Raw genomic sequence first — 13,740 nt, 5'->3', positions numbered from 1 at the left:
TGTGGCAACGTCTTTGTGACCCACTTCCTCCCAAAAGCTGTCGCATTTGGTCGTGCGATGCTCATGCTGACGAAGCCTTCCTTGTCCTGTGGGCCTCAACTAACAATCAGCAGGGAGAAAAGCACTCCCCACTGATTGAAGTTTCACTTTAAGCAGCACAAAGATAGTTTTCTTCCCTAATATCCTTTTTTCCGCTTGTGCAAACATTCTTTCGTACTTAAGGGTCTATAATGAATAAATTGTACCTGCTCATTGCACGCTATGGAATGGGAGGTGCAGCCATGGATCCAATAAAACCAGGAAGCAAAAAGCTGCCGGATTTTGAAGAACTGGATGATCGGCTGATTGCCGGGCATACTTTGGGGCCGACACTTGTGATAAAGACAAATCTTGATCCGGAAAATTCGACTGAAGATAATCCTTACTACAAGAATAAAAATGAAACGGATACAGAAGAATTTCGGGATTATTTTGAGGAGTAAAAATAAACCGGCAGGCTTTTTGCCTGCCGGTTTGCTGCATTATTTAAAAATCGAAGTTGTCAGGGTCAGGACCTACTCGTCTATTGTCATTTAAGCTGCTTATTTTGTCCATATCTTCTGAAGAAAGCTCAAAGTCAAATACATCAGCATTTTCAATGATGCGATGTTCTTTTACTGACTTTGGAATAGTAACAATTCCGTTCTGAAGATCCCATCTTAAGATAACCTGTGCAACAGATTTGCCGTACTTTTGGGCAATTTCTTTCAATGCTGCGTTTTCAAGAAGCTCTCCCTGTGCGAGTGGTGACCATGCTTCTATCTGAATATCCTGACTTCTGCAGAAGTCTCTAAGCTCAGACTGGCTGAGTAAAGGATGAAGCTCCACCTGATTGACCATCGGCTTTATCTCGGCATCCTTCATTAGATCTTCCAGATGATGAATCTGAAAGTTGCTCACGCCAATTGCTTTTACTTTCTTTTCTTTATAAAGAGTTTCGAGTGCTTTCCATGTTTCTTTATATTTCCCTTTTACAGGCCAGTGAATCAGGTAAAGGTCAATATAATTGAGACCAAGCTTTTCAAGGCTGGTTTCAAATGCATGGATTGCAGAATCATAGCCCTGGTCAGAATTCCAGACTTTCGTGGTAATAAATAGCTCTTCCCGAGGTACGCCTGCTTCCTTGATTGCCTGGCCTACACCTTCTTCATTCTGATAGACTGCTGCCGTATCAATGCTTTTATAACCTGCTTTAATGGCTGATTTGACTGACTGGACAACTTCGTCTCCGTCCTGAACTTTAAAAACACCCAAACCAAGCCAAGGCATTTTTACACCGTTATGTAATGATGCAGCTGATTGTAGATTTTCCATTCTCTCACCTCTTATTAGCAATTGGAGTACTGGATAATTTTCGCACATTCTATTCAGTTAACAAAATTTTATGCTTAAAAATGAAAGTTTGGCGGATGTTTGTCTAAGAATATTTTAAACTGTGATTTATATCACGTTTAAGCTAGAATAACTTCTATATAATGACAATATAATTATGAATTACAAGCAGGTGAAGAATTGTGCAGGATTTTAAAACACTTTTTGAAGAAATAGGCGGAACTGAAACTATTGAAAAACTTGTCGAGGCGTTTTATCCGCGTGTGTATGCAGATCCAGTTTTAAGTCCCCTTTTTGAAGGAGACATAGAGGATATTAAGCGAAAACAAAGAATGTTTCTTACACAATTTCTTGGAGGGCCGGCTCTCTACAGCCAGGAGTTTGGCCCGCCGGCCATGAAACAAAGACATCTTCCATTTGAGATTACACCATTAAGAGCGCAAAGATGGCTTGCCTGTATGAAGGAGGCCTTTCAGGAGACAGGCATTGAACAAAATCCTGCAGCTGTCCTTTTCTATGATCGATTAATGCAGGTTGCAGCGATTATGGTAAACAGCCCTGAATGAAACTGGACCTTCCGTCCGGAAGGTCCAATATTCATTAAAGTGATTCAAAATATTCTTTTGCATGCTCTGCCGACTGGAACATTTTTACTTCCGTAACTTCCTTTTCGTCATATGCCACTCCTAAAAATCCATCGGCAAGCTGAAGAATGTCTGCTGATGAGGTATTTTCATCTTCAACAACTACTGTTTCTTCCATTTCCAGCTGTCCCTTTTCAGCCCATGACTGCACTTCAGCGGAGTAGGTGTCTATATTCATACCCTCATCTATACGGTCATCCAGTTCGGCAATAGAGAGGGGTTTCTTTTCACCTTCTGTATTAGTGGCTTCATTATATTCCTGGCTGCTATTTTCTTTCTCTGCGGCTTCCTCTTTTTTCTCTTCTCCCGCACTGCAGGCCGTCAGCATCATGCATGCGGTAAAAGTAAGCATCCATTTATGCATTCAATTTCATCTCTTCTTTATTTTGTAAGCTAGTATTCTATTACCCCAATTTTTGGGTGGCACTCATAAAAAATAAAGCATCCCCTATAAAAGAATGCTTCACCGCTATTTTTTTCTGAGTTCATCTCTATCAAGTGATTGAGGCGGATTTTCCAGCCAGCCGTTGTCAATCATCATTTTTGCTCCATCGCCTGCAAAGTTACCGACTTTGATCATCATTTTAGCATACTGGATTGCCAGGTCTTTTCTAATGCTTGCACCGATGGCTATTCCAAAGTCCATTACGCCGACCGCAGTTATGCTGGCGATCAGAAACATCATTAACTTATCCGAAAAAGGTGAGGTCGTTGAGTCTGTTATAGAACCATCCCATGTGCTTGGATAGGCTACATCGTCATTTTTTAAGACATTTAGAAAATATTCAACATGCTCAAGGCTCATGTCATAGCCTTTTTTGAAATAATTGCTTATCACTTTTTCTTTAGCTACCTGGCTGAATGCTAAAAGCATGGTTTTGGCAATATTGGATAACTCGATATTCGTGCCCAGATGGGCAATTTCGATGGCCAGCAGCTGACGTTTGTTGCCTGCAATTCCGCCAAGGAAACTATGGTCTGATACATACTTTACTTTTTTGGGATATTCAATATAAGGTGATCGAATGAAAATCCCTTTTTCCTGCATAGCCTCAGCTGCCATATCAAAGAGTTTTTCGGTTTGTTCATAGTATTTTTTAAACATGCTGCGAATGTCTTTTCTTGCAGAAACTGATTTAGCAAGTGAATAGGCATTCAATCCTGTTCTTCCTAAATGATGCATGAATCTTAGATAAGTTATGTCTGAAAATAATTTGGGAGCGTCAATGTGCAAATCTTGCTCATTAAATCCATCAGGTATGGGAAATTCTTCTGTCTTAAAGAGAGAGGCAATTTCGACTATGTGATCCTCCGCGATACTCAGCGCGTAGTTCAATACCGGCAGGACATCCGGGTCCCCATTTGTTTTTATATAGTGCTTTATGCAGCAGACTGCTGCTGTATCTGCTACATAGGTATTCCAGAGCATGGCCATTTCGGACGATATTAATTTAGGAATACTGCTGCCTTTCATTTTCTCACCAGCCACTTATTAAAATTATATTTATATACTATAGACTTTATAGTAGCCGTTTTATAGCAAATTCATTCAAGAATTTGGAAATTCACTTCCAATATTATTTTCTGCAGGGTCATTAAGAAAAAGAACCAGCCGGGAGGCCAGTTCTCTTAAATTAATTTAACCTCAGTTCTCCTGCTTTTTGGTACCCATCTGTATGATAGGCATCAACTTTTTGAGGTGAAATGCTATAAATGTACTCACCGATATAGATAAGCCTCTCGATTGCATCTTCCCATTCTTCATAGATTGCTTCTTCTGTCTGGTGGGTAATTTCACTTTGCAGCTCAATTCCGTTTTGGACAGTAATTTTGTATACTAATGCACCCTGGAAGTCGAATGTGGATTCAAACTGGCTTCCTTCTTTATTCTGGTAGATCGAAATGGGGAATCCATATAGATTTTTCTTTTTATCAACGAGCAGTGCTTTATGATCGTAATTTAGAGGAGAGTAGGTGCCGCGTCCCCCGATTATTTCTGTATCCTTTTCAACGGGATTACTTGTATCACTTACATCGAATAAAGATATTTTAACACCGTCCGTTGCAATAACAGGCTGGCTGCCAGCTTCTTTGCCTCCAGTAATCTTTGTATCATGACCAAAGCCAATGAGATGATTTTCATCCAAAGGGTGCAGGTAATTGCTGAAGCCGGGAATTTTTAATTCACCGAGAATATAAGGTTTTTCAGGATTTGAGCCATCAATAACAAAGAGAGGATCGGTTTCTTTAAAAGTAACCATATAAATCCGGTCATTCATAAACCTTGCAGAGTAAATCCTCTCCCCTTTTGCCAGGTCTTCGAGCTGGCCAATCTGTTTTAAATTCCTATCCAAAATGTAAAGGCTATTGGATGAAGGAGTTCGTTCATCCCAGGCTTCCCCCTTGGTTGTCACGACTCTGAAGTTCCCATTGTATTCATCCATTGAAAACTGATTTAAAACGTTGCCTTTTATTTCCGCAGATGTCTGGAATTCTACTTTTCCATCTTTTATATTGAACTTAAAGATGCTCGTATCAGGATGTGGCATCTGTCTGTCTGCGATGATTTCATTATTGTATTGGGTGGCTGCTAAATATAAATTGTTTTTGGACATATAAAATTCATTTCCGCTGCCTAAGTAGCTTGTGACAGCTAATGGCTTCCTGCCGGCATTTAAATCCAATACAGCTATATTAATATAATTTGCATTTTGAGAACCGGGAAAATATTTTATTTCATTATAGTCTACAATCTGCTGCTCCTTGCTCTCGGAAGTATCATAATAACGGGGACGCAGATCGGTATTTTTATTTCTTTCCAGTATCCAATATTCGGGATGATAACTTGTTATTAAATATACTTTTCCATCCATTAGCCTTGAAGCAAGCAGGCTGCCCTCAATGTCTGTTTCTCTAATTTGTTTTGGTTTTTGTTTATTTTCGATATTATAAACAATTGTTTTGACAGATTGAAATGCAGGTGCAATCTTTTTTTTCGGAGACTCCTTCCCAATGGATTCAGGTACATCTTTATAGCTGTGGCCCAAAACGATTAATTGGCTGCCTTCTATAAATAACTGATAGGGCGAAAAGTCTCCATTAAAAGTTAACAGAGATTCCAGTTCCATTTTATCTGCCGGAACTGCCTTGATAATCTGGACTTTATTTTCAGAGATTTTGTATATGTGCGTTCCATCTGTTTTTATCAGATCGGCTTCATCAATACCCGTAACCTGCACATTTGTCCCCGAAAAATCTGTTCCTGCAGAATCTTCTGAGCTCTTTGCACTGCTGCTCTCCTCGCTCACCGCCATATCCCTTCCGGAAAAGAAAGTCCGTTCTTCTTTAAGCATTTTTGAAAAATAACTGTTCAATTTTTCTCTTGAGCCGATTGCCGGCAATGTATTAATAACTTTAAAGGCTGTTTTTACTGATTGATTCAGATTTTGTCCTCTCTTTGTCTTAATATCATCTGTGATCACCAATGTATAGTGAGGTGAATGCAGATGATATCCTTCATCGGGCGGCTGAATTTCAATGGATTTATTATTGTTTTTCAGAGAGGTTCTTACCTGCTCCTTTTCTCCCTCTTCATTCAGGATATAAACAGAGGTACTGTTAACACTATCCGGATTAAGTTCTTTTGAAAACGCAACCTCCCACACTTTATTGTTTAAAACAATTAATTCTTCATTAGCTCCTCCCAGAGTACTCACAATTTTTAATTTGTTAAAGAATGAAAAAGACGCCATTATGATAAGGATTAATGTGATACCACCAAGAAAAAGCCATTTATGTTTCATGACAGACACCCCTTTTTAAGTAAGTTGACGCGCTGTCTCTTCCAATAGTTACAAATATTTCAAGAAAAATTCTTCTGAAATTAATGAATTTTCTTGATAGTAAGGTTAAAATTTTATTTATTAAATAGAGGAAGAAGGTTTTCATTATTGTTGGATGAGGGAAAGAAAAGAAACGGCTTTCTATTGCTGATATTAGCTAATATGATATGGGGAGGTAATTTTGTTATAGGGAGAATTGGTGTTGATTATTTTCCGCCTGTTTTTTTTTCACTTATACGCTGGATCATTGCCTTTCTGCTTTTAACTCCTTTTATGATAAGGCAGCTTAAAAATGATTGGAATATTATAAGAAAGCATATGAAGATTCTTTTGCTTTTGGCCGTTACCGGTATTGCCGGTTACAATACAATCATTTATGTTGCACTGCAATACACCACGTCTATAAATGCGTCAGTCGTAAATAGTACAACTCCGCTATTTATCGCGCTGCTAGCCGTATTTCTATTAAGAGAAAAGCTTCTGGCACACCAGGCAGCAGGAATCCTCCTGTCAGTCTTTGGGGTTTTATATGTTATATCAAAGGGATCAGTTGAAGTGTTTCTTTCATGGAAAATAAATGCCGGTGATATTTACGTTTTGGCAGCGGTTTTTATGTGGGCTTTGTATTCTGTGATTGGCAAAAAATACGCAGACGTGCTGCCTTTGCTCTCTGCTTTTTATGTATCGGTTTTTCTTGGCATTTTACTATTGGCGCCCATAAGCTTGATTGAATATTTTTGGCTTCAGGCAGCAAAACCTGTCTTCACTCTTCCCTCTATAGGGATCTTGCTGTATGTTGGGTTTCTGGCTTCCATTATGGCTTTTCTATCATGGAATTTTGGAGTTCACAGAATCGGAGCAGCCAAAGCGGGGGTTTTTCTGAATCTGCTTCCTGTTTTCGCTATTATCTTCGCCTTGAGTTTTACACAGGAAAAACTGTATTTGTATCAGATAATTGGCGGGGGAATTGTGATTCTCGGCGTAGTCCTATCTTCCAGGAAATCTTTACGGATAAAGAATCCTTCACAAGAAGATATGTTTTCCGCCTAAAAACTCCCCTCAGCTTCTGGCTGAAGGGAGTTTCCTTTTATATATTACCAATCCTGGGTACGCTCTAATAAATGATCAATTTCCACCTGTCTGATCATATAGCCAAGATCTTCTTCGGCAATCTCAGATGTAGATTCCAATAGCTGATCAATATCCATTTGCACCAATCTCATAACCAGACCTCCATTTTAACAAATTAATCTATATTTTCTTTCCTGCTATACTATTCGCTGTTCAAATGACAGGTATGGGGGCAGGCGACAAATATTATCAGTATTAAATACCCGACTTTACGGGATATCAATCATAAGGCTGAATGGATGTTCATTATTATCACCCCTCAGCTGGCAGGTTAATAGAATATATAGTGAGTTTTAAAAAAACTTAAAAGGGTATAGAGTCATAAAATACATTGCTGTTTGAAGGTGTCTATTATGAAATCTAACTTTAGTGAATTTGCAAAGCTATTGGAAACTGCTCTTGATAAAGGGCAAACAGATACAGAAATGACCATCCATGAACTGCTTGATGATATAAAAACTCAGCTTGAACCTTTAATCAACAAAAAGGAAATCGGCTAATGCGCCGATTTCCTTATTTTGCAATAAACATTTGTGTCCAGTAAGGTCCATCATCGGTATATCCTACACCAATATGCGTGAAGGTGCCGTTTAATATATTTTTCCGATGTCCTTCACTTTCCATCCATGCTTGAACCACTTGTTCAGGGGTCTGCTGTCCCATGGCGATATTTTCGCCTGCCGTACTGTAATTGACCCCAAAATCCCTCATCATGTCAAAAGGCGAACCATAAGTTGGACTTGTATGGGAAAAATAATTTTTCTGCTGTATATCATTAGATTTCGCCTGTGCCACATCACTTAATGGTTTATCTGATTTTAAAGCATTAAGGCCATTTTTCTTTCTTTCTGCATTTGTTAATTCAATTACATTTGATTCAAAGTTGTTTATTTCATCATTTTGTGCAGCTGGTGTCTGTTCACCTTGAGGCGCCTGTCCTGTTCCTTCCTGTGGAGGGTTTTCTGCAGGTGCTTGCGGCTGCTGGCCCTTTTGGCCAAACGGCTGAGCAAATTGTCGCCCTTCACCCTGTCCGCCTTCCATTCCCTGATTTTGCTGCTGACTCTTTCCAAATTGGTATAATGGCAAGCCGCCATCATCAGCTAATTGGCTATGAGGGAATTCCTGGCTGGGTGTTGCATGCTGTAAGAGTTGGGATCAATAGTGAGGTACCCATTATTTACTTTTTGTAATTCAAGCGGAGCTGTTCCCCGTCTTTCCCTGTCCACATTCACATTATTGGCATTGCTAATTTCCTCCATGTCATCTCCTGTTAACTTTCTTGATTCCATGCCCTGCTGAGTATTATTACATGCAGCAAGTATTAGGATCAGGAAAATACCGAGAAGAAAATTTCTCTTTAATAACATGGTCTTATTCTCCTTTAAAAACTGTTAGTTTTACTTTTTTATCATACGGAGTAAGAGGGAAAGTATAGGTGGAAAAATTAAGCAGTCATTTAGAGGCCGCTTTAAAGGGATCTGCATAGTTTATTTATAAGTGATGAGAAGGAGGAATTTCTTTGAGGCAATATATTATTACCGGAATGAATGGTGCCCATTATTACGGATATTCCCAGAAGCAGTATGGTCCCTGGTGCCAGCCTATTCAACAAGGATATCCCTATCACAGCATTTGGCATCCGAGTCACTTTCATTCCCAGCACTATACTGCTGCACCGCTGCAGAGATATTTCTAAATATAAAAAACGCATGCCGGAAGATGGCATGCGTTTTTTATCTGATTATATAAGTTGATCAGCTGTTTTTTGAATCGCTGTAATGGCCTGTTCAAGCTGGTTTCTGTTCACATCATAGTGCGTAACAAAACGCACATAACTAGGTCCGAAAGTTCCTGAAAGAACTCCTTCAGCTTTTAGTTTTTCAACAAATTCCGATGAATTCATCTTTAGATTTTTCACATCTGCCACAAGGATATTCGTATCCACTTGATTTACAATTTCAATGCCTTTGATTTGGCCCAGCTGCTGTGCAAGATATTGGGCATTTTCATGGTCCTCTGCCAGGCGTTCTCTCATTTGAGTTAAAGCAATAAGACCGGGAGCAGCTATGATGCCAGCCTGACGGAGCCCCCCGCCGAGTCTTTTGCGCCATTTTCTGGCGGCTGTTATAAAATCTCTGTTTCCTGCCAGTATTGATCCGACAGGAGCACCAAGCCCTTTGGATAGGCATACCTGGACAGTATCGCAATGCTTTGCTAATTCGGAAGCCGGGAGATTCAGTGCTGCTGCGGCATTGAATAATCTTGCTCCATCTATATGTACAGGAACGTTATTTGCTTTTGCAATATTATGAATTTCTTTCATATTATCAATGGGTATAACGGCACCGCCGGCTCTATTATGCGTGTTTTCAAGGCAAACCAAGCCTGTTTCAGGAAAATGCTGATCCTCTCCCCTAATGGCATATTCCACATCAGAGGGATTCATTGCCCCTCTAGTCCCGCTTATCGTTCTTGTCTGAACACCGGCAAAGGCAGAAGAAGCTCCGCTTTCATAATAAAAAATATGGCTTTCTGCCTCGAGAATAATTTCATTGCCTGGACGGCAATGTGTTAAAATGGCGATCTGGTTTCCCTGTGTTCCGCTTGTTACAAAAAGAGCTGCTTCCTTACCCAGCACTTTAGCAGCTGTCTCCTCCAGTTGATTTATTGAAGGATCCTCTCCATAAACATCATCTCCAACTTCCGCTTCATAAGCCGCTTTTCTCATAGCTTCAGTCGGCTTTGTGACTGTATCGCTTCTTAAATCAATCATGTCCTCACCCTGTCTCTATCTATAATTATTTTTACTTCATGTTACTGTACTATTCTGTATTTTTCAATTAATAAGAAAGAGCCATTGCTGGCTCTTTATAGTTATTTTTTTCAGCTTAGTTGATAATGCCGTTTCCGGCTATATCAACAGTAACTTTTACGTTTATTGGCAGATTCGGGTATACATCGCCCTTCCATTGTATTGATCCCCATACGGAAGGGTGCATGGCGATGAGTCTTCTGCCGATGCCTAAACCATCACAATTTGCCGCCTGCATTTTTTTTATTGCCCTTTCTGCATCCTTGGTCAGTTCTCGAGATAATTTTTTATTCAATTTTTTAATTTTATCTTGCTTATCCAGCTTGTCCTGAGGAAACTCTGAAATACTAATTTTCAATTTTACTTTTATATCCGCACCCTGTATTGAATTGTTGCTGGTTTGAAGCTTTAATTTTCTTGAAGACTTAATTACATCGAATGAAATAAAGTTTAAATGACTTTTATCTTCTTTATTTGACACTTTTTTTGTAAATCTCATACTTTTTCCTAATTGATCATCCATCAGGATAAACATTTTTGACTCATATTCGTTAAGATTTTCACCGGTAAAGGCCCTGTCGTTGAACATGGCAAGGCCTTTGATCTCCACTTCATTGTCCGTAGTCAGGCCGAGATATGGCAAGAGGAAGTCTTCTCCGGGATCAAAAAGCTCAGCGCAAATGGATTGGATATTTTCTTCTGTAATAAATGATACTATTTCTGCACTTGCTATCAAGTTATATAAATAATCACTAACCTTCTCTTCCTCCTGCAGCCTGCTCTTAATGATTTCATCGCCTCTTCCTTCAGCAATAGCGATTTTTGCACTTAAGGAGCTTTTGGGATCTCGATAAAAAACGTCAAGAACCGGATATATATCCTGCTTTGCCAGTTCACTCCCAATGACCATTACTCTTAATTTGGAAGCATCAAACTTTTTGGATACTTTTTTGTCAATATTTACTCTTGCTTCCCTTGGAGTATTCCCCGCAGCTGAATGAAATTCTGACCGGGCTTTTGATGGTGTATCCGGGCTTGTACCCAGAATTGGTGATGTAACGCCATCACGAATTCTGCCATCAGGTTCAAGATCAAAGCTTGCACTCATATAAAGCCTGACTTCCTTTAATAAATTTTGGTCCCAGCAGCCGGTCAGGAAGAGGCTGATCATCAGGACAGGAAGAATTCTTTTAATGGTAGTCAAAGCGGCTGCTGCCCCCTTTTTGTTTTCTCTTGAATACATAAGAAAAGACCAGCAAAAGGAAAGGGATCATAATGATAAAAAGTAAACTGATATATGACATCAGTTGGGATAACTTGTCCGTTAAGCCGGTAATTGGCTTGATCCCACTGGCAACAAGAAAAATTACAGCTGCAAAGAGATTAACGTAGAAGCGGTTTTTCCCCTTGGGGATCAGTTTTTTTGCACTTTTTGCAGACATATAAAGATAACTCACAAAAGAAGTGAACACGGAAATAATCCAAATGGACAAAAAGAATAAATCCGTTCGTTCGATGATTTTAAACGAATAGGACTTTAAGATAAATAACATTGGTTCAGGTACGACCGCAATCTCTTCAGGACTGTAATAAATAAAGTTGATAATGATCAGATATGTGTAAAGTAAAGTAATGAGCGCATTGGCACCGGTTATAATAAGGTACTTCCGCTTGTGTTCACCATTTGCCAATGAATAAATAACCAGAATCATCTCAAAGCCAAGCATAGCAATAACAGCTTCCTTGCTACCCAGTAGAATATCCTTAATGCCTTCTTTTCCAATAGGAAAAAGAAAGTATATATTTGCATCCTTTAACGTATATGTGATCAAAAATACCAGCAGCAGCAGTAAGGGTGTGACCAATGTATAAAACCGGCCAATGACTCGTATTCCCTCCCTGCAAAGGGCGGCGGCCAAAAATGAAAACATGCCTCCAATTGCCCAGCTTGGCGTTCTGGGCAGTATCCATGTGGCAATAATTTTGTTAAAGAGCGAAAGGATCATTATTCCAACCAATAAGAAATAAAAGAGATATAAGCATATAAGAAATTTTCCGATTATCTTTCCTGCTGTTACTTGAGCGATGTCAAAAATATTACTTCCATTGAACTTTTTCAGCAGGAAATAGTACATTGTCAGAATGAGCTGAACAAAGACCCCTGCAATCATTAAAGATATCCATCCGTCTGTCTTTGAAGCCTTATACATTGTGTAGGGAAGAGATAAAACGCCTACTCCAATTTGTGTTTGAATGATGATAAAAAAGAACTGAGGAAGATTGATTGATTCTTTATTCTTCATGCTTCTTCCACCCTCTTGAATCTTTTTGCCTTAATAGATCAATGGCACCAGAGCTTACCGGGCGTTTATTCATCATCCAAAGCGGAATTCTGATAAATGCGTCTTTTAATTCATTTAGACGAAATGGTGCAAATGGGGCAAAATACGGAACGCCAAAAGACTCCAGTCTGCAAAGTGCAATTAATATAAAGATGATTCCAAACATTAAACCGACAAAGCCCATTATGGAAGCAAGGATCATTAGAGGAAAACGAAGAAGCCGGACGGTTGTGCTCATTTCATTTGACGGTACCACAAAGGAAGATACTGCAGTTACAGCAACCACAACAATCATAATATTGGAAATGAGCCCTGCATTGACAACCGCATCACCAATGACAAGTCCACCTACTATACCAATTGTTTGCCCAATTGGCCTGGGAAGGCGTATCCCGGCTTCACGAATTAATTCAATGGTCAATTCCATCATGAACGCTTCCAATAATGGAGGATACGGTATTCCCTCAACTGAATTTTTCAATGGAATCACTAATTCATGGGGAATTACTTCAAGATGGAAGGCATTAATGGCGATATAAATCCCCGGAAGTGTAATAGCTATGATAAAACTCACAAACCGGAGAACACGGATAAATGTTGCCGGTATCCATCTGCTATTGTAATCATCAGGTGACTGATAGAAAGTAACAAACGTTACAGGCATAATTAAAGCAGTAGGACTGCCTTCAGCCATTAAGATAATCCTGCCTTCCGTTAAATTTGCCATTACACGATCCGGACGTTCTGTATTAAGGATTTGAGGGAATATACTGAATGAATTATCCTCAATAAACTCTTCAATATAACCGGGACTGATAATCATATCAGCTTTAATAAATGAAAGTCTTCTCTCAATCTCTTTGACAATTTCCTCATTTGCAATTCCTTTCAGATATAATAACGAGATTTTCGTTTTTGACTTTGTCCCAATATTCATATACCTGACAGTTAAATCCGGACTTTCGATGCGGTTGCGGATCAGAAATATATTAGTCTGCAGGTTTTCTATAAAGCCATCATGCGAACCTCTAACTACAACTTCATTTACAGGCTCCTGGATCGTTCTTTCCAGCTCTTTTGGAAAGCTTGCCAAGTAAATTTTCTGTGATTCAGGAAGACAGACCGCAAAGCTGCCTTTTAACAAAGAGTTGATGATTTCTTCTTCATTTTTTGTCTCCTGGCCGTTGAGAGAAATCAAAAACTCTTCAATATGTTCCCCCTTTAAGTTGGATAGGGGCACAAATACAAGCTCATAAAATTTTTCTTTTGATACAACAGATTCAAGGTAAAATATCCTGATTTTTTGGTCATTAACTTGAATATTCCATTCCCTGAAATCCTGGGTTTCTTCAAATTTGTTCACAAAAGATAGCGGCTGCTGAATAGATTGATCCGTATTATTATTGTGTTTGCGGTTTTTATTGATTTTCAGGCTGCGAAAGTTCCTCATGCTGCACCACGATTCTAAATTTTTTATATTTTTTCCTTTATTATTATAAAAATTCCTTGGAAAAAACTGACTAAAAATAATGTTCAAAAGTTGTTCAAAAATTGATTATGGTATTAAAACGTTGTTGTAATGCTATTTGCAGAAAATG

At 39.0% G+C, this 13,740-nt stretch carries 15 protein-coding genes and 1 pseudogene; 5 read left to right on the top strand and 11 right to left on the bottom strand.

Annotated features, from left to right (window positions below; genetic code table 11):
* The first annotated feature begins 230 nt into the window (after positions 1–230).
* Positions 231–482, top strand: a complete 252-nt coding sequence (locus NYE23_RS09070) for a hypothetical protein (RefSeq protein ID WP_445662592.1) — start codon at positions 231–233, stop codon at positions 480–482.
* A gap of 43 nt (positions 483–525) precedes the next feature.
* Here NYE23_RS09070 and NYE23_RS09065 read toward each other — a convergent pair whose 3' ends face one another.
* Positions 526–1,353, bottom strand: a complete 828-nt coding sequence (locus tag NYE23_RS09065; RefSeq protein WP_341077234.1) for an aldo/keto reductase — start codon at positions 1,351–1,353, stop codon at positions 526–528.
* Between the two features lie 200 nt (positions 1,354–1,553).
* Here NYE23_RS09065 and NYE23_RS09060 point away from each other — a divergent pair, with 200 nt between their 5' ends.
* Complete coding sequence (locus tag NYE23_RS09060; RefSeq protein ID WP_445662591.1) at positions 1,554–1,937, top strand: globin domain-containing protein; 384 nt, start codon at positions 1,554–1,556, stop codon at positions 1,935–1,937.
* A gap of 34 nt (positions 1,938–1,971) precedes the next feature.
* On the opposite strand, the gene NYE23_RS09055 is transcribed toward NYE23_RS09060, so the two are convergent.
* From NYE23_RS09055 to NYE23_RS09045, 3 genes are all read right to left on the bottom strand, one after another.
* Entirely contained in the window at positions 1,972–2,379 is a 408-nt protein-coding gene (locus tag NYE23_RS09055) for a hypothetical protein (RefSeq protein ID WP_341077232.1), read from the bottom strand.
* A 105-nt stretch (positions 2,380–2,484) separates the two neighbouring features.
* Complete coding sequence (locus NYE23_RS09050) at positions 2,485–3,489, bottom strand: DUF3231 family protein (protein ID WP_341077231.1); 1,005 nt, start codon at positions 3,487–3,489, stop codon at positions 2,485–2,487.
* Between the two features lie 160 nt (positions 3,490–3,649).
* Positions 3,650–5,818 (bottom strand): beta-propeller domain-containing protein, encoded by a 2,169-nt coding sequence (locus NYE23_RS09045; protein ID WP_341077230.1) that lies wholly within the window; start codon positions 5,816–5,818, stop codon positions 3,650–3,652.
* A gap of 147 nt (positions 5,819–5,965) precedes the next feature.
* On the opposite strand from NYE23_RS09045, the gene NYE23_RS09040 reads away from it, so the two are divergent.
* On the top strand, positions 5,966–6,907 hold the full coding sequence (locus NYE23_RS09040) for a DMT family transporter (RefSeq protein WP_341077227.1): 942 nt from the start codon (positions 5,966–5,968) through the stop codon (positions 6,905–6,907).
* A gap of 44 nt (positions 6,908–6,951) precedes the next feature.
* Here NYE23_RS09040 and NYE23_RS09035 read toward each other — a convergent pair whose 3' ends face one another.
* Positions 6,952–7,080 carry a hypothetical protein gene (locus NYE23_RS09035; protein ID WP_258750318.1) on the bottom strand — a complete coding sequence of 43 codons (129 nt, stop codon included), beginning with the start codon at positions 7,078–7,080 and terminating at the stop codon, positions 6,952–6,954.
* Positions 7,081–7,341: 261 nt separating this feature from the next.
* On the opposite strand from NYE23_RS09035, the gene NYE23_RS09030 reads away from it, so the two are divergent.
* On the top strand, positions 7,342–7,488 hold the full coding sequence (locus tag NYE23_RS09030) for a hypothetical protein (protein ID WP_341077221.1): 147 nt from the start codon (positions 7,342–7,344) through the stop codon (positions 7,486–7,488).
* Positions 7,489–7,501: 13 nt separating this feature from the next.
* Here the strand turns inward: NYE23_RS09030 and NYE23_RS09025 are convergent.
* Together NYE23_RS09025 and NYE23_RS09020 are read right to left on the bottom strand one after the other, a co-directional pair.
* Positions 7,502–7,972: pseudogene (locus NYE23_RS09025) on the bottom strand (CAP domain-containing protein); the annotation flags it as partial.
* Between the two features lie 116 nt (positions 7,973–8,088).
* On the bottom strand, positions 8,089–8,355 hold the full coding sequence (locus tag NYE23_RS09020) for a hypothetical protein (RefSeq protein ID WP_341077218.1): 267 nt from the start codon (positions 8,353–8,355) through the stop codon (positions 8,089–8,091).
* A gap of 152 nt (positions 8,356–8,507) precedes the next feature.
* Here NYE23_RS09020 and NYE23_RS09015 point away from each other — a divergent pair, with 152 nt between their 5' ends.
* Positions 8,508–8,684 (top strand): hypothetical protein, encoded by a 177-nt coding sequence (locus NYE23_RS09015; RefSeq protein WP_341077217.1) that lies wholly within the window; start codon positions 8,508–8,510, stop codon positions 8,682–8,684.
* 45 nt (positions 8,685–8,729) lie between these two features.
* On the opposite strand, the gene ltaE is transcribed toward NYE23_RS09015, so the two are convergent.
* The 4 genes from ltaE to NYE23_RS08995 form a co-directional block, all read right to left on the bottom strand.
* Positions 8,730–9,761 carry a low-specificity L-threonine aldolase gene (gene ltaE / locus NYE23_RS09010; RefSeq protein ID WP_341077215.1) on the bottom strand — a complete coding sequence of 344 codons (1,032 nt, stop codon included), beginning with the start codon at positions 9,759–9,761 and terminating at the stop codon, positions 8,730–8,732.
* Between the two features lie 115 nt (positions 9,762–9,876).
* On the bottom strand, positions 9,877–11,004 hold the full coding sequence (locus NYE23_RS09005; protein ID WP_341077214.1) for a Ger(x)C family spore germination protein: 1,128 nt from the start codon (positions 11,002–11,004) through the stop codon (positions 9,877–9,879).
* Positions 10,991–12,103 (bottom strand): GerAB/ArcD/ProY family transporter, encoded by a 1,113-nt coding sequence (locus NYE23_RS09000; protein ID WP_341077213.1) that lies wholly within the window; start codon positions 12,101–12,103, stop codon positions 10,991–10,993. Before NYE23_RS09000 ends, NYE23_RS09005 begins: the two co-directional genes overlap by 14 nt.
* Positions 12,093–13,592, bottom strand: a complete 1,500-nt coding sequence (locus NYE23_RS08995) for a spore germination protein (RefSeq protein WP_341077211.1) — start codon at positions 13,590–13,592, stop codon at positions 12,093–12,095. Before NYE23_RS08995 ends, NYE23_RS09000 begins: the two co-directional genes overlap by 11 nt.
* Between the last annotated feature and the right edge of the window lie 148 nt (positions 13,593–13,740).

It is taken from the genome of Cytobacillus sp. FSL H8-0458 (assembly GCF_038002165.1).
Lineage (GTDB): Bacteria > Bacillota > Bacilli > Bacillales > Cytobacillaceae > Cytobacillus.
The sequence above is the reverse complement of the archived record's forward strand: the minus strand, read 5'-3'. Positions and strand labels throughout refer to the sequence as shown.

Coding starts and splice junctions, on each gene's coding strand:
- NYE23_RS08995 (WP_341077211.1), bottom strand. CDS start 13,592: ATGAGGAACTTTCGCAGCCTGAAAATCAATAAAAACCGCAAACACAAT.
- NYE23_RS09065 (WP_341077234.1), bottom strand. CDS start 1,353: ATGGAAAATCTACAATCAGCTGCATCATTACATAACGGTGTAAAAATG.
- NYE23_RS09070 (WP_445662592.1), top strand. CDS start 231: ATGAATAAATTGTACCTGCTCATTGCACGCTATGGAATGGGAGGTGCA.
- NYE23_RS09030 (WP_341077221.1), top strand. CDS start 7,342: ATGAAATCTAACTTTAGTGAATTTGCAAAGCTATTGGAAACTGCTCTT.
- ltaE (WP_341077215.1), bottom strand. CDS start 9,761: ATGATTGATTTAAGAAGCGATACAGTCACAAAGCCGACTGAAGCTATG.
- NYE23_RS09000 (WP_341077213.1), bottom strand. CDS start 12,103: ATGAAGAATAAAGAATCAATCAATCTTCCTCAGTTCTTTTTTATCATC.
- NYE23_RS09045 (WP_341077230.1), bottom strand. CDS start 5,818: ATGAAACATAAATGGCTTTTTCTTGGTGGTATCACATTAATCCTTATC.
- NYE23_RS09055 (WP_341077232.1), bottom strand. CDS start 2,379: ATGCATAAATGGATGCTTACTTTTACCGCATGCATGATGCTGACGGCC.
- NYE23_RS09020 (WP_341077218.1), bottom strand. CDS start 8,355: ATGTTATTAAAGAGAAATTTTCTTCTCGGTATTTTCCTGATCCTAATA.
- NYE23_RS09050 (WP_341077231.1), bottom strand. CDS start 3,489: ATGAAAGGCAGCAGTATTCCTAAATTAATATCGTCCGAAATGGCCATG.
- NYE23_RS09035 (WP_258750318.1), bottom strand. CDS start 7,080: ATGAGATTGGTGCAAATGGATATTGATCAGCTATTGGAATCTACATCT.